Origin of the sequence: Nonomuraea sp. NPDC052129 (genome assembly GCF_040680095.1) — a bacterium.
GTDB lineage: Bacteria > Actinomycetota > Actinomycetes > Streptosporangiales > Streptosporangiaceae > Nonomuraea.
On record NZ_JBFAVX010000035.1, the window covers coordinates 1 to 15,111 of the forward strand.

Consider the following 15,111-nt stretch of genomic DNA (forward strand, 5'->3'; position numbering starts at 1 on the left):
TGGGGCCAAAACTCACCCGTGATCAAGACCCCCAAGATCGCTAAATGGGGCCAAAACTCGCCGGTAGGTGGAGCCAGCTCTCACCCCTGAAATCACCAGTCATGCGGTGTTCCCGGGCGGCGTGCCATTCGGGGCTTCCGGAGGCCCACCGGCCGAGGTACCGGCCGGTGGGTGTGCTGAGTGTGGTCATCAGAACGGCGGCTCATCCTCGTTGCGGTAGACCAGTCGCCACGGGGCATTCGTCACGAGGAGTTCGTCGAGGCCGTCCGCGGGGTAGCCGCCTCGAGCGCTGAACAGGGTGACCTTGGTCCCGTCACCAGGACGGACGCCGAACCACTTCAGGCCCTGGCCGTCCTCCCAGACGTCATCCTGGCGGGGCGGCCAGGAGTATGGGGCGAGCGCCTCGATCTTGAGGAGTTGGGCCGCGATGGGGAGCGGGCCCACGTTCAGGGTGCTGTACTGGTCCCGGAAGTTGAGGTACAGGAATCGGCCGCGCGACGTCGTCGATACCTCCTCGACGTGGCAGTCGAGGATGGTGACCCGAAGCCGGTCACCCTTCTTGATGTTCCCCTGCATCAGTTCTCCTGCTCTCGGCCGTAGACCCACTCGTCGTAGGTGGTCATCGCCTGCTCGGCCGGGTTGGCGGGGTCGCGCCACAGGCGCGGGCGGGGCGTCGGGTCGGTGGTCACGCGGCCGTCTCCGTCCCCTCGCCGATGGCGAGCTGGTAGAGGGCGGCACGGTCCAGGCGGGGCGAGCCTTCGGCGATGCGCACCAGCCGCTCGACCGCGTTCTCCGGTGCGGACATTGGCAGGCCGAGCGCGACGCAGTTGATGCGGTGGATAGCGACCCGGAGCGGGATGCACGCAGCGCGGCCGCCCTTCACGGTCTGGACCTCGACCAGGAAGCCGCTCCGCTTCCAGTGGAAAATGCCGAGCCCGTTGGTGACACCCCCTTCCCACACGTCGGGGTAACGCTGAACGAGCTTCTCCATGTGGGCGACCACCTGGAGGGGGTGGGTGTCGAGCGGAACGTATGCCTCGGCGAACGGGAGTACGCCCTCGTCTCTGCGCGGGGTGAGCATTGGGAATTCAGAGGTGATGTTCTCCCCGGACTGGTCGCAGACGGTGATGTCCCACACGCGGCTGGCGTGGCCGGGAGGCAGGGCCGCGCGGCGGGCAAGGTTCTTGCAGAGTCGGTTAATGAAGCTGTCGGCGGGCATCCGCTTCATCTCGCGGGCCCCGTCCGGGCTCATCCACATCACGGTGTAGATGGGCGACGTCTCCGTCACGAACAGGGGCCGCGTGGCGCCTTCACGCGGGATCACCTGGCCGTCGCCCTGTTTCAGGTCGATGGAGATTTCGCACGGCAGGTCGTGGTAGTACCCGAGGTAAGCGGCGAGCCGGTCGGCCAGGTGGTTGGCGTTGACGGCTGCCAGCTCGATCGGGTTCGGCAGGCATTCGCATTCGATGCGGTACACCGGGTCGTTCTCGATGTCCCGGGTGCGCTCGTTGATCAGCCGGTCTGCTGCCGCGCTGTCCTCGTCAAGCAAGCGGATGAGGCGGGCGCGGGCGCCCACGGCGACGTCGCTGATGCGGTGGCTGGTGATCGCCTCGACGAGGCTGTCAATGCGCTCGCCGGTGACCCGAATGGCGGGCGGGAGCTGGGTGATGGTCATTGTTCTCCTGGTTTCGATTGCGGTACCGCTGGCAAAATTGGCTATGTGCCTGATGTGGTGGTTCCGCTTGGTCGGCACCGTTGCGGCTGGTCAACATGCGTGTCGGTTACTCTGTTGATCTTGAATGGACAGGGCTGTCCGACGCCTTGACTCTATCGCGCGCATGTCGCTCATGTCCACTTTGGAGGTACATATGAGACAGATGAGACATTCGAAACTGTCATCTAATGATCACCATATGTGAAATCAATGCCTGGGATGTCTGGGCGGTGTGGCACGCCTGTTGGTACTGTTGCGACAAATACGCCACGCAGAAGGACCCAGCCGTGCCCAAGTCGCCACACAGGCCCGCCGATGCAGAACTCCTCCACCGCCTACGCACTCGGCAAGACGAACTTCTGCCCGAGATCTCGCTCAAGGCCGTCGCCGACCGCATTGCCAAGACAGCGGGCTATAACTTCTATCCCAACAAGCTGCGGCGCATCGAAGGCGGCGAGACCCGAGCCAGTGATCTCGATTACGCCTGGGTCGCGTGGGCTGTAGGTGCGTCAGTCGGTCAGGTCGAGGAGATCGGCCGGCCTGAGGCCGCCCGACTGCTCCGTGACATCATCGCCAAGCACTCTGCCACCGACACGACGCGGCCTAGCCTGGACCCGTCCATCACACCGCAACACATCCAGGCCGAGCTGCAGGAGAAGCTACGAGAGATCCGCTCCATGCCGGGCATCACCGACGAGGAGCGCGCCAACATGGAGGAGACCCTTCTCCAACACCTCGACCTGGTGCTGCGAACCTACGATCAGCAGATTCAGATGCTTCGCGTCCGCTGACTAGTTCATCCAGTTTCGGGCGGCATGAAAGATCAATGCCGGCCTGGTCTCCACGCCCGCGAGCTCGCGCATCCGCTTGACGCGGCGCAGGATGGTGCTCTTGCTCGTGCCCATCAGCCTGGCCATGCTGTCGTCGGTCTGGCCTGCGATGATGTGCTGGAGGATGGCCATGTCCTGTTCATCGATCTCGCTGGCGGCCTCAGGCTCGAACCCGTTGTAGTCGGCTTCCAGTGGCGTGGCCTCGGACCAGAAGTGCTCGAACATCACGAGCATGCATTCGACCAGGGCGCCGCCCCTGATGAGCAGCGTGGATGCCTGGTCGGAGAAGCCGCGCGGGAAGCGCGGGACCAGCGCCCGGTCACGATCCGAGATGATGAGCTTGAGCGGCAGTTCTCTGGCGACGCGTACGTCGGCGCCGAGCCTGATCGCGTTGTGTAGGCCGATCACCGCCACCTCGCTATCGAGCACTGCCCGCTCGTAGAGGAGCCGGCGTCTAGGCTGGCGCACCGACCCGTCGGGGTTGCGGCGAGCCGGGTCTCCCGGTGCATGCAGGGTGGTCAGCGGCACAAAAGGCCAGGTCACGAACTGGAGCACTTCATGGTTTGCGCCAAGTGATAGATCGTCGAAGGCTGCGGCAATGCGCTGGCGGGAGGTTAGGACCTCGACAGGTGTGTTGGGGCCCCGCATGCCCGCTGCGGTGCTGTCGAACATGTCGCGCATCTCGGCAGCCTGAGTCTTGAGCTTGGTCAGAGCCGATTCGGCATTGGCCACAAGGGGACGTAACGCGTAGTCGGGGTGACGGGCGGTGGCCGGTTCTCCGACGACCAGGCCGACGTCTCGCATTCTGGCGAGCGCCTCGTCGGATCCTGGCCCGATGATACGTTCCAACTCGTCCGTGGGTGTGGGCCCGTGCTCGACCAGGTAGCGGTAGAGCTGTTCCCCGATTGCGCCGATTCCCAGGCCGGACCTCAACGTTGTGCTCCTTTTCGTTCCCCGTGTTACTCGACACCTGCGACGTGCGGCACCGTGTCCCATGTCAGGGCGGCTGCCCAGCGTGCGTGCTCTTGGCCAGTGCGGTAGGCACGACGGTAGGCCAACACGGCACGGGTGAGCGTGACGGCCTTGGTCGTCGCGAGTACGGCGACGGCCATCCAGACGATCGCCACCAGAATGACGGCGTCAGATGCAGCCGTGGCCGCCCCCGCGGCCGCCACGGCTGTGGCGACGGCGACGACGGCCGCGACTGCGTGACGTGTGAGGCTTGGAGCCAAGTTCACCAGCCGCCAGTGTCGCTGTTCTGGGTGCTGCCGGGCTTGGTCGTCGTGGAGGTGGTCGTGGTGGTGGTGTCGGTAACTGTCTTGGTGGTGGTCTTGCTGCCGTCAGGGTGAGTGACCGTCTGCGTTGTCTCGGTGTGTGTTTGCACGGTGCCCGGCGTGGTGGCTGGCGTCGTGCTGGTAGCGGTCGGGCTGGGCTCCGGGATGGAGTTGGGGTCCGTAGCGGTCGGCGTGGGCGTCGCTACGGGTTCGGCCTGGGCCGCCACCGAGATGGACACGCTGAGGAGAAGGGCGACGGCGAGAGCGGCCAGTGTGGCGCGGAGGCGCTTGATCATGAGTGACTTTCTGTAGTGATGTCTAGTGAGGCGGCGCATACGTCGTCATCCCGGGAAGCGGTTTCCCACCTTGAGGCGTTACGCATTGTGCGCGCCGGAGGGAACCATGTAAATACGTGAATACTGGTATGTCCAGAATTATTGGTGACGTTTCAGGGCCATGACACTTTGTTGTCAGTCAACCTGTGCATACAGTAACGATCATGCAACAGGGCAGCACAGTGGCATATCGCGACACGGTCATGACTCACTACGGTGACGTGGCACGCATTTGGGTTGATTAGACAAGGAACCACCCATGACTGGACGACGTCTCGCCCACTCCATCGCTGTCGTCGGCTGCGCCGCTTACGCTCTGCTCATCTGCGACCTAGCGCTCAGCGACGCCGATACGTTCCTCACCGTAACCATGGCCATTCTCGGCCTCGTCAGCGTCACCGCTGCGATCCTTCCCGGTCGGCCCAAGGCCCAGAGAGACCTCGCCTACCAACGTGGGATCATCAGCGAGGCCCGACGCATACGCCAGCAGCGCTAGCACCCCACTCGGGAAGGTCGAACACACCGCGCCGGGCTCCAGCGACGAACTCCCACCACTCGGAGGACGTGAACCACACAGTCGCCTCGTCTGGGCGCTTGCTATTGCGCACCTCTACACGGTCGGCGCCAACCCGACGCGCCTCAACGCAGTCGCCGGACTCGGAGGCGGTGATCCACTGGTCGCTCAGCACGCAAGGCCCTTCCGTATGTCCGTGATGAGGCCCGCGGACTGATCAGCGGGCAGGGCCCGCTCAAGGAAGTAGCCGAAGCGTTTCTTGAACTCGACGACGCGCGGACCTTGGTCGATTATGCCCGCGGTGCCCGCTTCCAGGAACAGCACTTCCCCCAGATCCGGCAGCGTAAGCACGACGAATCCGCTGGACAGGCCGACTGCCCGTTCCTGGGGGATGATCTGGATTATGACGTTCGGCCTGCTGGTGTCGAGCACCAGCTTGTCGAGTTGCGCGGCCATCACCTCCGGCCCGCCGACCTGCTGTCGCAGCGCCTGTTCCCCGATGAGGGCATGCAGGTGGACTGGGTTGTCGCAGTAGGTGATCCACTGACGGGCGAGCCGTGCGCGGACCTTCATCGTCAGCAGGGCCTCGTCCGGTTCGAGCATGCCGGCGGCGATGACGGCGCGGGCGTACGTCTCGGTTTGGAGTTGGCCGGGGATGAGCAGCGGATGCCAATGCCGAAGCCGGGACGCTTCGGTCTCCCACACGACGTAATCGACAAGGCCGCCGAGGCCGCGCTTGTGCTCCTCCCAGGGCGGCGTGATGCGGCCAGTACGCAGCAGGTGTTGGCACTCCGCGCGCACGGTGGCGTCGACGCCGTACAAATCAAGGAGGCGCGTGAGTTCCCCTGCGGTGGCGTAGCTGTTGACGCCACGTTCCAAGCGAGAGACCTTGGATGGGCTCCACTCCAGGCGGTTGGCCACCTGGCCGCAGGTCAGGCCAGCAGCGTCACGCAAGCCAGTTAGCCTGCGACCCAGCATGAAAAGCCGTAGCGGCGGGCTGATCCGCGACTCAGACATGCGGGAATTCTTCCAGGCGGGAAGCCCGAGTATGGCTACAGAGACTCCATTGTTCTATCAATCAGCCAACTTGGGCCATTTATCCGATTTATTAGCAAATGTGCCCTTGTGTGGGACTGTGTACGCCCAACCCTGGTCTCTCAGCAGCGCGAGCCCAGCCCGCACTACCTTGCGGGTCACGCCGAATTCCTGCGCCAGCATGGTTTCCCCCGGCAGGCACCCGTCTGGACGGTAATCGCCTGCACGGATCCGGGCGGCCACCGTTTCGGCGATCGTCTCGCCCTTCGTCGGCTCTCGGCGCACCGGCGTGCCTTCGGGGCCGACGAACCGGCCGAACCTGCCCCGCGAGTGGATCAGCCCTTCCTCGCGGAGTTCCCGGAGAGCTGCGCGGATTGCTGGCGACGACAGCCGGTAGGTGTCCATCAGCTCCGGTTCTTTCGGGAGTTGATCCCCAGGCTTCAACCGGCCGGACGCGATGCCGTCGCGGATATCCTTCACCAGCCGGCCGCTGGCGGAGATCGGCGGCTCTTGTCGACCGGGGCCGACGACGAACGACCCGCTGCCGTGCACGGTGACGATCTTGCCCTGCTCGCGCAGACGCTCCAGGCCCGAGCGGACAGCCGCGCGGCCGACGCCGTAAGTGGCTTGAAGGTCCGGTTCGGACGGAAGCTGGTCGCCGTGCTTAAACCGGCCCGACTTGATGTCGGCCAGTACGCTGGTCGCCACCCGCTGGCCCGGCGTTATGTTATGGGCTGTGCGCTCGTCGAGGGGTACGGTCACTCGTCCACGGTACTCCGCTCCCCCAACAACTGATACACCTATTGGGCCTTGCCGGGGGTGCGGCTCAGAAGTACGGGTAGCGGGGGAACCCGCCGAGGCCCGGACCGCAGGCGGGGCGGCTGGGCCCGAAGACGGCGTTGAGGATGTCGGAGACGAGGGCCTTGTCGTCGACGGCGACCTCGATGTCGGCTGTGGGCTGGCCCGTTGCCGGAGTGCTGGTGAGCAGCACGCTGAGGTCGGCGAGGCCCGATATAGCTTTGTGACAGATGGTGTACGCGTTGCCGCGGAGGGGCAGGCACGCCGTTGTGGCATGGTCGAGCTTCGCGTGGGTGGTCTCGGCGCGGGAACTGGCGGAGAACTTCACGCTGACCCGATGCCGAGGCGGGCCGGGGCGCGGGTGGGCTGGGCGCCCCGGCGTGAGCATGCACGGTGGGGTGCCCCGGCCTGTCAGGGCAATCGTGCGGTTTACATCAGTGCAGCGTGGCCTGCCCGGAATGGCTGGTGAAGCCTCCGGGTATCTGCAGCACCCCGGCCTGGTACGTGAAGGACCGTCCGAACCTCAAGCCCCTGTTCTCGTAGTCGTAGATCATGATGCCGCCCTCGAAGGTTCCCTCAGAGCCGCACGATGTTTCGATCTTGCCTCCCCAATGCTCCCCGGTGACGACGACGTGGATCCTCGCGCCGGGCTGGCAGGTGCCGCGCCAGTGCATGGTGATGTCTTTGGGAGAGGGCGTCCCCCGGGCTCCGACGAAGGAGAAGGTGTCCTCGGCGGCGGCCCGGACGAGGGCGGCAGCTTGGGCGGGGGTGGCGGCTTGGGCGGGTGCCGATGTGCCGGCGACCGCGCCGATCGCTAGGGTGGCCACCGCCGTGGCTGCCAGGCGTGCGAGGTACTTCATCGTGATCTCCTTATCTGCTCGGCTGAGGCGAGCTGGTCGAGGTCGTGCTCGGCTTGTGGCAAGGCCGGCCTGCGTCCCGGCATGTGGTCGGCGGCAACGTTATTGGCGGCCTTGTGGTGTACGGGGCGGCCTGGGCGTGGTCCTGCCGGAGGCCAGGGCCGCCCCGGTGTGGTGGGCGCGGCCCGTGGTGATGCCGGAGGGCCGGTGGTCCGGCGGATCGGGCCGCAGGGGTCAGCGGTCTGGGCTTGGAAGCGGCTGGTCGGGACACGTGCGGGCGATGGCGGCCAGGGCGTCCTTTTCAGCGGGGTCCACCGACAGGTGCCAGCGAAGTTTGACCGCGGTCCATTCGGCGGCGTACCGGCAGCGGGCCGGCTCGTGCGGGGGCAGCCACTGGGCGGGGTCCTTGTCAGCCTTTTGCCGGTTGCTGCGCGCGGTGACCGCGACCAGGTGCCACGGCTCGTCCAGGTCGTTGGCGTAGGCCTGGCGCTGGGCGGCGTCCCAGGCGTGGGCGCCCGAATCCCACGCCTCTGCCAGCGGCACCAGGTGGTCGACGTCCAGCTTGGACGCCGCATCGACGAGCTGGTCGTCGTAGTAGGAGTTCCAGGTTCCGCCGGTCAGCACGCAGCCGGGGCCGATGTCCGGCGGGGTGGTCGCCTCGTCGATCAGGACTTCCGCGCGGGTGTCGCAGCCGTCGCGGTCGACGTCGATCCAGTGTTTGAACGATGTGCGTTTGTAGCCGGTGCGGTCCTCCACGGCCGTCGGCAGGCCCTGCACCGCCTCCTCCAGCAGGGGTCCTTCGACGGTCGCGGCGGGGGACGTCCGTGCCGCAGCGGTGGCCGGGGTGTTTCCAATGGCAAGGGTGGTGGTTAGGAGTGCCGCGATGGCCGTCAGGGTGTGCCGTATGGGGACAGGCATGTTTCTCCAACCCGAAGCATCCATTACTCAAAGTTGTGAATGGCGACTCTAAGTAATCAATGCGGATGGGCTTGCGTGTCACTACCGGCGCGGTGACAGCTACCTACCGCTCCGCGAAGAGTCGCTCGGCGCGCCGGTCAGCGGGGCGTGCGCGACGGGGGGGAGCGTTCTGTAAACAAAAAGTAATTGTCTGATGACAGAGAGTCACGACACGCTGCTTGGGACCTGATCAAACGTCCTGGGAGGACCCATGCTGCCTGCTCGCCGCCTACTGGCTGGCGCCCTCGCCTCCGCCGCCTTGACCGCGATCACCGCCCTGCCCGCCACGGCCTCGGCCCAACCGCCCACCGGCCACACCGCCGCCCGCACCGCCCTCGCCGGCCCCCCGATGTGCATCGACGCCACCAACGACCGCACCAACGGCACCCAGGTGCGCCTGTGGCAGTGCATGAACCACGCCAACCAGAAGTTCGTGATCGACGAAAGCCACATCAAGGTCGAAGACACCTTTGGCACCAGCCGCGAAGTCTGCCTCGACGCCGGTAACGACCGCACCAACGACACCAAGGTGCGCCTGTGGCAGTGCATGAACCACGCGAACCAAAGGTGGATCATCAAGAACGGCGAGATCATCCTCAAGGACACCCTCACCGCTGGCAACCCCATGTGCCTGGACGTCGGCAACACCCGCAACAACGGCGACAAAGTCCGCATATGGCGGTGCTCTAACCACGCCAACCAGAAGTTCGTGATCGACGAAAGCCACATCAAGGTCAAAGACACCCTGTCCTGACCACCAGCCCCTCCATTCGGGCCGACCGGCGCCAGCTTCGACCGAGTGGCGCCGGCGGCCATGCAGATGTGGGGGCGAACACGCCCAGCGCGAGCCACCTCACCGACGACCTGTCATGTGCCGGACTCGCGCTGGGTCAGGTGGGTGGGACGGACGAAGCAATTGCCGTTAGAGGTCAAGCACAGTCCACACGGTGCGGCACGTTGTCCGGGGCGGGGCTGGCCCGGCCCGGACAACCGGGGCCAGGGGCCATGGGCTGATCAATCGCCAGCCCCTGATCGAATATTGAGAACGCGACAAAGGACCGCCGACCCAATACTGTGAAACACAGCACCGACCCGCCACCATCACCCGGAGCACCCGCCATGCCCCGCAAACAGCCCGACCCCAGGTCCGTCACATTCGTAGAGCCTGGCAAAGCGGCAGCGGAACCGCAGGCATCCCCCCAGCGCAGGCCGATGCGTGTCCGCGAAGTGCAGTGGACGAACCTGCACAGCACGAGCGCCCGCCTGGACCCGGACACCGACGATCGGCTCACGGCTGCCGTCAACCGCACCGGGCAAGGGATTCAGGGTGCCTGGGAAGAGGCCATCAACTTCTTCGCCGACCAGAACGGCATCCCTGAGGAGATGCCGGCCAACGCCGACCTGGAACTGCCTTCCCCTGCGGAGTACCGGACGGCCGGACATGGCTTCGCTCGCGCGACGGTACGGCTCACGACGAACACGCGGGCGCGACTCGCCGCTGTAGCGTCCCGGCTCGGCCTGGGTGGAAGTGAGTGCATTGTCGAGGCGCTCAACGCCTGGTTCGACGATCTGGGCATCCCCGGCGAGTACGACCGTGACAAGGTGTTCGAGCGGCCCACGTTGTACTCAACTGGCGCACGACTCGACGACGCCACGCGTAAGCGGGTGAAGACGGCGGCGGATCAGACAGGCAACGGCCTCCAAGGGGTGTGGGAGGAGGCCATCAACGCGTACGCGTCTCGCTGTGGTGTGCCGGAGACGATGCCGAAGGGGGCGGAGGTAACTCTGCCGACACCGCGCAAAGCGAAGTCGAGCGGCGGGCCGAAGCCAGCATCCGTCCGCTTGACAGAGAACACGCGCGCACGCCTGGTGGCGGTGTGTGTGCAGCAGTCGCGGACGGGCGGGGAAGTCATCGCCGAGGCACTGAACGACTTCTGCGATCATCTCGGGATCCCACGCCCAGAGTGATGGCCCCATCTGTGTCGAAACGACAAAGGGCGCGAGCCGCCCCCTGCGGCTCGCGCCCTTTGACTGCTCCTGGCGGTCTACGGCTTCCGCGCCGTGGCCACCGCGTCCTTGAAACTGGTCCCCGCCTTGAACTTCGGCCGGTACTTGGCCGGGGCCGCGGTCTTCTTGCCCGTGGATGGCACGTTGACTTCACGTGCGGCCTGCTCTACGGGCTGGAATGAGCCGAAGCCCATGAACTGCACTGCGTTCCCGGCCGCCACCTCGGCGACGACGTAGCTGAGCATGGCGTCCACCGTCGCGGTCGGCACGCCGGCGGCCTTCGCCACGTCAGCCTTCGTTCTCTTCTCCATCGTGGGAGTCTCCCGTCTCTTCCATGCCGCTAGACGCAGCGTAGCCCATCTCACCTGCAATACCGCTGTCGAATTCAGCTTCGAGCAAAGATGGCTGATAGGCCGACATCTGTCTCGACTTCTTCGCAGGCCAGTCGTACGGCGACGCAATGTCGTAGCCGCCCCCAGGAGCACGCATCGCCCAGTGCAGCCCGTTGCTCTCCTCGCGCAGGGTGATGATCGGCGCGCCTCGCTGGAACCAACCAGGCGGATATCCCTTCGCCACCTTCTCCAGCCAGCGAAGGCGGCTTCCGAACCGTGGAGGCGGCTGCACGGATGGCATATTCCGCCAGTCGGGGAAGGCATGGTCGTTCGCATCCTCGATCGCCTCGTTGAGCCGTCTCCGGTCCGGGCCTTCCCAGTCGCAGCCGAGGCAGGCGCCGCGGCGTTGCTGCTTGCCTTCCGACGTACGGCAGGCCAGCACGGTTGGCTGGTGCTCCTCGGTCTCCTCGACATGGTCCCCGCGGCCTCGGCCCCATCCTGGCTGGTTGATCAGGATGCACCAGACGCCTTGCGTCTCGTCGGGCGGCAGGCTCTGCCACAGCCTGTGCCGGGCGACCGCGCCGCGCGGTTCCTCGGTCATCGCCGCTCGTCCGTTCGGGCGAGCCGCCACCACCACACTCCTTGTTTCGACTCATAGCCGCGGGCGTTGATGGTGCGGCGCTCCGAGACGGCAAGGCTCTCACGCTCCATCCGCTGCAGCGTGCATCTCAGCACGTTGTCGCGGTTGAGGAGGACCCGCGATAGCTCTCCATCGGTGAACCAGGAGTTGGGGAAGCGGCGCATGTGCTCCAGGACGAGCGGCATCCAGCGTGCGTAGTAGTCGGGTCGCCGAGATTCACCTTGCAGATCGCGGCGGTACCGCTCAACCGTTCGGCTGGTCACACGGAGCCGCTTAGCGATCACTGGGATGGTCTCGTTTGCCTCCCACAGCTCCCGGAATGCCTGGAACTTGGCCTTCTTGTGCTTACGCATCTTGGGCAGTTCACCCACCCGCGTCACGGTCGGGCCTCCTTTATCATCGCGGCGGTCTTCGCATGCGCCTCCTTCCACGTCAGCGTCTCGGCCTTGACGAGTGCGCTGATTAGCTTGTGCCACTCGATCGCCGCCATGTGAGCCGCCCAGAGGGTCAACTCGGCCACGTCGAGTGGCATGACGAGCGACCAGAACCACGTCTCGCCTTCCGCTCGGGCGGCGAGGTGGCCAAGGAAGCTGTGGCGGCAGACGGTGATCGAGTACCCACGCGGCTTGTAGATCGCACTGTCGGGTTGGGGCATGGCCATCTCCTAGAACAAGGCTTCTTGCAAGATCGGTTCGGTCGCGGCGGCCGTCGGGCGTTGTCTGGGGGTGGACAGTTCGGCTGTTCGTAGATGTCCACGATCTGCAACGCATCCACGGGTCGCGGATATGTGGCGCACCCAGTCGAAGTCGTCCATGCTGAGTTCTCGGACTCCTTGATTCGGAGTGAGGTCCAGATGAGTCTTCTCGGCAACGGGATTACTGCGCTGGTCACGCTGCTCGCCGTCCTGCTGGGCGGATGGCTGACAATTAGGAACCAGGATCGGCTCTGGAACCGAGACCATGCACGTCAGTGGCGTGACATCCGATTGGAGTTCTACCGGGAATTTCTGTCCGCTTATCAACAATATGTAGCCTTTGCCCTTGAGCCAACGGCGAAGATCACCGCTGTACCTCATCCCAGGAGAGCCAAGGAGCTCATGCCGTTCTTTGACGAGTCGGGAAGGCCCTACAAGGAGCGATTTGAGTCCGCAGCGACTGCGGCCAGACTCGTATCGGGGTTTCCCGAGACCCGGAATGACCTGAACATGTTGGTGAAGCACGCCCGCGCCATCGCTGCGGCTCGGGCAACTGCCACGCCGGGAGAGATACCCTCTGAACTCTTCGACGCGTTCCTCCTAGCTGAACGGACATTCCAACTGTCTGTTCGTCGCGAGCTGGGATTGCCAGCGATGTCGCTGGACATTTCGACTGGGCTATGGTCTTGACCTTCTGAGATGCATGGAAAGAGTGGCCACTACTAGGCGCGGCATGCGTCTCACGAGTGTCACATCGGTGTGAAGCACACCGGCTGGGGGCGGCGGGACGGATGTACGGGTTGTCACAGTCTTGCTTTCGCTTCGTTATGTGGATTCTCCTTGAGGGAATAGGGCCGTCCCAGGGTTGGGACGGACAAGTTCGTAAGCGATACCGCTCACGAACTAGGCATTAGGAGATGAGGGCGTAGTCGTGGGCGAACCGGTCGAACTCGACGCCGAGAATCGCCTCAATGACGGCACAGGCAAGGATCTCCGCCATCGGCGGAGGTACAGCGTTACCGATCAACTTGACCTTGTGGCGCTGGCTGTTGGCGATGAACCGGTAGTCGTCGTCGAACGACTGGGCCCGCTGCAGCTCGCGCAGTTTGAGCATCCGGAACTTGATCGACGACACGTCGATCGCGTCTGGGGTGATCTCGCCGCTGGTGGCCATGAGCGCCCACCGGTCGCGTGTCGGCAGGGTGCCGACCGGTTCGGTTGTCCGCGTGGTTCCGCCGTTGCCGTAGTAGGCCATGAGCAGCGACCGCAGGCCCTCCGGCACCCTGGCGAGCGACTGATGCCCTGTCGACGTGATGGTGCGCGCGGGCTCGCCGGTGCCGATGCAGTGCTCTTTCCCGTCACCCCTGCTGCCGTTGTTGCGCATCACGAACGAGGGCGGCATCCAGTCGGGGTGAACACCGAGCCCGTGGTAGAAACCGCTCGCTGTGACGCAGTGGGCGGGGTTCTCGAACGCAGGTCGGGACTTCAGTGTGTCGCCGCCGCCGCGCATCGGGAACACGAGCGGCGTCATCTCCGGCTTCGACCCCAGCGCGTGATTCGAGCCGCCCGCGACGAGCGTCGCCGTGGGGTCCTTGGACGGGTCGAACGTCCGCACCCGATCTGATCGGAACAGGCTGAGGAACGAGTCCGGAGGGAAAGCGACGGCGTCTTCCAGGCGGGTTGTGCTGGTCCGCTTCGGGTCGCTGACCGGCCGCGCCATCTTGCCTTCGCGTCCTTCGCACGGGACGACGAGCGCTTGTGACTCCCGCGTGGTCAGCGTCCGGGCCGGGTCGATCACGCTGGTCGGGTCGTCGTTCCATGTGCCGCCCGCGGGCGACAGGAACGGGGTGATCCAGTGCTTTATCACCCCTGCGCGGACCCGGTCGATCGTCTTCGGTGCCATGCCCTCGGGCTTTTCCTTCGTCTTCTTGCGGGAGCCGATGGGCGTGCCGAGGTCGGTCCAGTCGATGGTTGCAGCCGCGGGCAGCGCCGGGGGTTCGATCACCTGGTTGCCGCATGACGGCAGCGGGCACACGTACAGGTATTGTCCGTGCTTGCCGTAGGCGCCCATGTCCTGGCCGGGCTTCTTCCACGCCTGCCGCGCCTGGATCCATCCCTCGTGCTTGGGGCACCAGGCGTAGGGGTCGAACCACTTGGCGTAGTTCGGGGTGCGGCGCACAGACTCGTGGATGCCGGACACCATCAGCCGGTCTCGTGACTGTGGTGTGAGCGAGGTGGTGCGGCCCTGGGCGTGCATGGCGTTGATCGCGTGGACTTGGATGATGTAGCCGAGTTTCCGCAGTTCTTGGACCCAGCGGTCCCAATGAACCCACAATCTGGCCTGAATCACATTTTCGACGCCGAAGCCGAGTACGGGCCGCCCGTGCTTCTCCTGGCAGTAGCGCAGGTAGACGACGACCTCTTCCATCAGCGCCCGCGACCTGACCCCGGCTTTGTCGTCCTCGGTCATGTCGTCGAGGTCCCACAAGGCCATTTGGTTCTCTTTGTCGAACCACCGCTTGTCGCCGCGGGCCGTGGAGAAGCGGGGGCACGCCGGCGAGGCCCAGAAAAATGTGGAGTATGGGAACTTCTCGATCGCGTCCGGCTTCTGCACGTCGCCGAGCCAGAAGTCGACGCCCTGGTGGTTCTCCATGTACGTCCACTTGGCGGGCTCGAAGTGGTTCGCGCCGAAGATCAGCTCTGTGCCGGGGACGCGGCGGATGCCATCGCCGGAGCCTCCTGCTCCGGCGAACATCTCGGCGACGGTGACAGTGTCGATGCCCTTGTGCCGGATCAGCGTGCCCACGAAGCCTCCGACCTGGTCTGCTCGGGGGCCGCAGCCTTGGCGGCGCGGGTCTGTGCGACGGCCTTGGACAGCTCGCCTTGCGCGGTGATCGGGATCGGTGCCAGCGCGGGGGCTTGGATGTAGATGGTCCGCCCGGTGGCGGAGGCCATCGCCATGAAGTAACGGGGGGACGCCCAGTGCATTGGCCAGAGCCGCTCGGTGACGACGTTCTCGATGACATGCGGCTGATGGGGCGTCTTGAAGGCGTTGAGCGTCGCGACGATCGCCATCGCTCCGTGGTTCGCCGCCTCGCGAGGAGACAGGGGCGGCAGGGGAGGC

Annotated in this window: 22 protein-coding genes; 5 read left to right on the forward strand and 17 right to left on the reverse strand. The window is 65.4% G+C overall.

The annotated features are described in order from the left end of the window. Positions 1-189: 189 nt before the first annotated feature. On the reverse strand, positions 190-576 hold the full coding sequence (locus AB0L53_RS46880) for a hypothetical protein (protein WP_364009515.1): 387 nt from the start codon (positions 574-576) through the stop codon (positions 190-192). A 109-nt stretch (positions 577-685) separates the two neighbouring features. Then, the gene (locus tag AB0L53_RS46885; RefSeq protein ID WP_364009518.1) at positions 686-1,675 is read right to left on the reverse strand and encodes a hypothetical protein; all 990 of its coding nucleotides are present in this window, start codon (positions 1,673-1,675) and stop codon (positions 686-688) included. 326 nt (positions 1,676-2,001) lie between these two features. On the opposite strand from AB0L53_RS46885, the gene AB0L53_RS46890 reads away from it, so the two are divergent. Further along, positions 2,002-2,505: a hypothetical protein gene (locus tag AB0L53_RS46890; RefSeq protein WP_364009521.1), complete on the forward strand. Its 504-nt coding sequence runs from the start codon at positions 2,002-2,004 to the stop codon at positions 2,503-2,505. On the opposite strand, the gene AB0L53_RS46895 is transcribed toward AB0L53_RS46890, so the two are convergent. Genes AB0L53_RS46895 through AB0L53_RS46905 form a run of 3 tightly spaced genes read right to left on the reverse strand, consistent with a single transcriptional unit; the run spans position 2,506 to position 4,114 of the window. After that, complete coding sequence (locus AB0L53_RS46895) at positions 2,506-3,477, reverse strand: hypothetical protein (RefSeq protein ID WP_364009524.1); 972 nt, start codon at positions 3,475-3,477, stop codon at positions 2,506-2,508. It lies immediately after the preceding gene. Positions 3,478-3,503: 26 nt separating this feature from the next. Then, entirely contained in the window at positions 3,504-3,782 is a 279-nt protein-coding gene (locus AB0L53_RS46900) for a hypothetical protein (protein ID WP_364009527.1), read from the reverse strand. Next, positions 3,779-4,114: a hypothetical protein gene (locus AB0L53_RS46905; RefSeq protein WP_364009530.1), complete on the reverse strand. Its 336-nt coding sequence runs from the start codon at positions 4,112-4,114 to the stop codon at positions 3,779-3,781. Before AB0L53_RS46905 ends, AB0L53_RS46900 begins: the two co-directional genes overlap by 4 nt. A 298-nt stretch (positions 4,115-4,412) precedes the next feature. Here AB0L53_RS46905 and AB0L53_RS46910 point away from each other — a divergent pair, with 298 nt between their 5' ends. Beyond that, positions 4,413-4,649: a hypothetical protein gene (locus AB0L53_RS46910; RefSeq protein WP_364009909.1), complete on the forward strand. Its 237-nt coding sequence runs from the start codon at positions 4,413-4,415 to the stop codon at positions 4,647-4,649. Here AB0L53_RS46910 and AB0L53_RS46915 read toward each other — a convergent pair. The 6 genes from AB0L53_RS46915 to AB0L53_RS46940 all read right to left on the reverse strand — a co-directional run bounded on the left by AB0L53_RS46915 (position 4,615) and on the right by AB0L53_RS46940 (position 8,275). Next, a complete protein-coding gene (locus AB0L53_RS46915; protein ID WP_364009533.1) occupies positions 4,615-4,842 on the reverse strand; it encodes a DUF397 domain-containing protein in 228 nt (75 codons plus the stop codon). The two genes, AB0L53_RS46910 and AB0L53_RS46915, sit on opposite strands and share 35 nt — an antisense overlap. Next, entirely contained in the window at positions 4,836-5,684 is an 849-nt protein-coding gene (locus tag AB0L53_RS46920) for a helix-turn-helix transcriptional regulator (protein WP_364009536.1), read from the reverse strand. The genes AB0L53_RS46915 and AB0L53_RS46920 overlap by 7 nt, the downstream gene beginning before the upstream one ends. A gap of 57 nt (positions 5,685-5,741) precedes the next feature. Next, positions 5,742-6,464, reverse strand: coding sequence for a GntR family transcriptional regulator (locus AB0L53_RS46925; protein WP_364009539.1), 723 nt, complete (start codon positions 6,462-6,464; stop codon positions 5,742-5,744). A 64-nt stretch (positions 6,465-6,528) separates the two neighbouring features. Beyond that, entirely contained in the window at positions 6,529-6,828 is a 300-nt protein-coding gene (locus AB0L53_RS46930) for a hypothetical protein (protein ID WP_364009542.1), read from the reverse strand. Between the two features lie 106 nt (positions 6,829-6,934). Beyond that, positions 6,935-7,360, reverse strand: coding sequence for a hypothetical protein (locus tag AB0L53_RS46935; RefSeq protein WP_364009545.1), 426 nt, complete (start codon positions 7,358-7,360; stop codon positions 6,935-6,937). A gap of 231 nt (positions 7,361-7,591) precedes the next feature. After that, positions 7,592-8,275 (reverse strand): HNH endonuclease family protein, encoded by a 684-nt coding sequence (locus AB0L53_RS46940; protein ID WP_364009548.1) that lies wholly within the window; start codon positions 8,273-8,275, stop codon positions 7,592-7,594. 250 nt (positions 8,276-8,525) lie between these two features. Between AB0L53_RS46940 and AB0L53_RS46945 the strand changes: the two genes are divergently transcribed. Together AB0L53_RS46945 and AB0L53_RS46950 are read left to right on the forward strand one after the other, a co-directional pair. Next, positions 8,526-9,068 carry an RICIN domain-containing protein gene (locus AB0L53_RS46945; protein WP_364009550.1) on the forward strand — a complete coding sequence of 181 codons (543 nt, stop codon included), beginning with the start codon at positions 8,526-8,528 and terminating at the stop codon, positions 9,066-9,068. Positions 9,069-9,526: 458 nt separating this feature from the next. Next, positions 9,527-10,282, forward strand: coding sequence for a hypothetical protein (locus AB0L53_RS46950; protein ID WP_364009553.1), 756 nt, complete (start codon positions 9,527-9,529; stop codon positions 10,280-10,282). Between the two features lie 77 nt (positions 10,283-10,359). Here AB0L53_RS46950 and AB0L53_RS46955 read toward each other — a convergent pair whose 3' ends face one another. The 4 genes from AB0L53_RS46955 to AB0L53_RS46970 are packed head-to-tail and all read right to left on the reverse strand — an operon-like array spanning position 10,360 to position 11,948. Then, positions 10,360-10,632 carry an HU family DNA-binding protein gene (locus tag AB0L53_RS46955; RefSeq protein ID WP_364009556.1) on the reverse strand — a complete coding sequence of 91 codons (273 nt, stop codon included), beginning with the start codon at positions 10,630-10,632 and terminating at the stop codon, positions 10,360-10,362. After that, positions 10,610-11,254 (reverse strand): DUF6349 family protein, encoded by a 645-nt coding sequence (locus AB0L53_RS46960; protein ID WP_364009559.1) that lies wholly within the window; start codon positions 11,252-11,254, stop codon positions 10,610-10,612. Before AB0L53_RS46960 ends, AB0L53_RS46955 begins: the two co-directional genes overlap by 23 nt. Beyond that, a complete protein-coding gene (locus tag AB0L53_RS46965) occupies positions 11,251-11,673 on the reverse strand; it encodes a hypothetical protein (protein ID WP_364009562.1) in 423 nt (140 codons plus the stop codon). Before AB0L53_RS46965 ends, AB0L53_RS46960 begins: the two co-directional genes overlap by 4 nt. After that, positions 11,670-11,948 carry a hypothetical protein gene (locus tag AB0L53_RS46970; protein WP_364009565.1) on the reverse strand — a complete coding sequence of 93 codons (279 nt, stop codon included), beginning with the start codon at positions 11,946-11,948 and terminating at the stop codon, positions 11,670-11,672. Before AB0L53_RS46970 ends, AB0L53_RS46965 begins: the two co-directional genes overlap by 4 nt. A gap of 198 nt (positions 11,949-12,146) precedes the next feature. Between AB0L53_RS46970 and AB0L53_RS46975 the strand changes: the two genes are divergently transcribed. Then, entirely contained in the window at positions 12,147-12,677 is a 531-nt protein-coding gene (locus tag AB0L53_RS46975) for a hypothetical protein (RefSeq protein WP_364009568.1), read from the forward strand. Positions 12,678-12,897: 220 nt separating this feature from the next. Here the strand turns inward: AB0L53_RS46975 and AB0L53_RS46980 are convergent, their stop codons facing one another. Both AB0L53_RS46980 and AB0L53_RS46985 read right to left on the reverse strand, forming a co-directional pair. After that, the gene (locus AB0L53_RS46980; protein WP_364009571.1) at positions 12,898-14,793 is read right to left on the reverse strand and encodes a DNA cytosine methyltransferase; all 1,896 of its coding nucleotides are present in this window, start codon (positions 14,791-14,793) and stop codon (positions 12,898-12,900) included. Next, entirely contained in the window at positions 14,781-15,062 is a 282-nt protein-coding gene (locus AB0L53_RS46985; protein WP_364009574.1) for a hypothetical protein, read from the reverse strand. Before AB0L53_RS46985 ends, AB0L53_RS46980 begins: the two co-directional genes overlap by 13 nt. Positions 15,063-15,111: the final 49 nt, after the last annotated feature.

Bases quoted from the DNA above. Each gene is read 5' to 3' on its own strand.
- AB0L53_RS46985 (WP_364009574.1), bottom strand. From the start codon at position 15,062: ATGGCGATCGTCGCGACGCTCAACGCCTTCAAGACGCCCCATCAGCCG.
- AB0L53_RS46935 (WP_364009545.1), bottom strand. From the start codon at position 7,360: ATGAAGTACCTCGCACGCCTGGCAGCCACGGCGGTGGCCACCCTAGCG.
- AB0L53_RS46975 (WP_364009568.1), top strand. From the start codon at position 12,147: ATGAGTCTTCTCGGCAACGGGATTACTGCGCTGGTCACGCTGCTCGCC.
- AB0L53_RS46955 (WP_364009556.1), bottom strand. From the start codon at position 10,632: ATGGAGAAGAGAACGAAGGCTGACGTGGCGAAGGCCGCCGGCGTGCCG.
- AB0L53_RS46940 (WP_364009548.1), bottom strand. From the start codon at position 8,275: ATGCCTGTCCCCATACGGCACACCCTGACGGCCATCGCGGCACTCCTA.
- AB0L53_RS46880 (WP_364009515.1), bottom strand. From the start codon at position 576: ATGCAGGGGAACATCAAGAAGGGTGACCGGCTTCGGGTCACCATCCTC.
- AB0L53_RS46910 (WP_364009909.1), top strand. From the start codon at position 4,413: ATGACTGGACGACGTCTCGCCCACTCCATCGCTGTCGTCGGCTGCGCC.
- AB0L53_RS46950 (WP_364009553.1), top strand. From the start codon at position 9,527: ATGCGTGTCCGCGAAGTGCAGTGGACGAACCTGCACAGCACGAGCGCC.
- AB0L53_RS46905 (WP_364009530.1), bottom strand. From the start codon at position 4,114: ATGATCAAGCGCCTCCGCGCCACACTGGCCGCTCTCGCCGTCGCCCTT.
- AB0L53_RS46920 (WP_364009536.1), bottom strand. From the start codon at position 5,684: ATGTCTGAGTCGCGGATCAGCCCGCCGCTACGGCTTTTCATGCTGGGT.
- AB0L53_RS46945 (WP_364009550.1), top strand. From the start codon at position 8,526: ATGCTGCCTGCTCGCCGCCTACTGGCTGGCGCCCTCGCCTCCGCCGCC.
- AB0L53_RS46970 (WP_364009565.1), bottom strand. From the start codon at position 11,948: ATGCCCCAACCCGACAGTGCGATCTACAAGCCGCGTGGGTACTCGATC.
- AB0L53_RS46885 (WP_364009518.1), bottom strand. From the start codon at position 1,675: ATGACCATCACCCAGCTCCCGCCCGCCATTCGGGTCACCGGCGAGCGC.
- AB0L53_RS46960 (WP_364009559.1), bottom strand. From the start codon at position 11,254: ATGACCGAGGAACCGCGCGGCGCGGTCGCCCGGCACAGGCTGTGGCAG.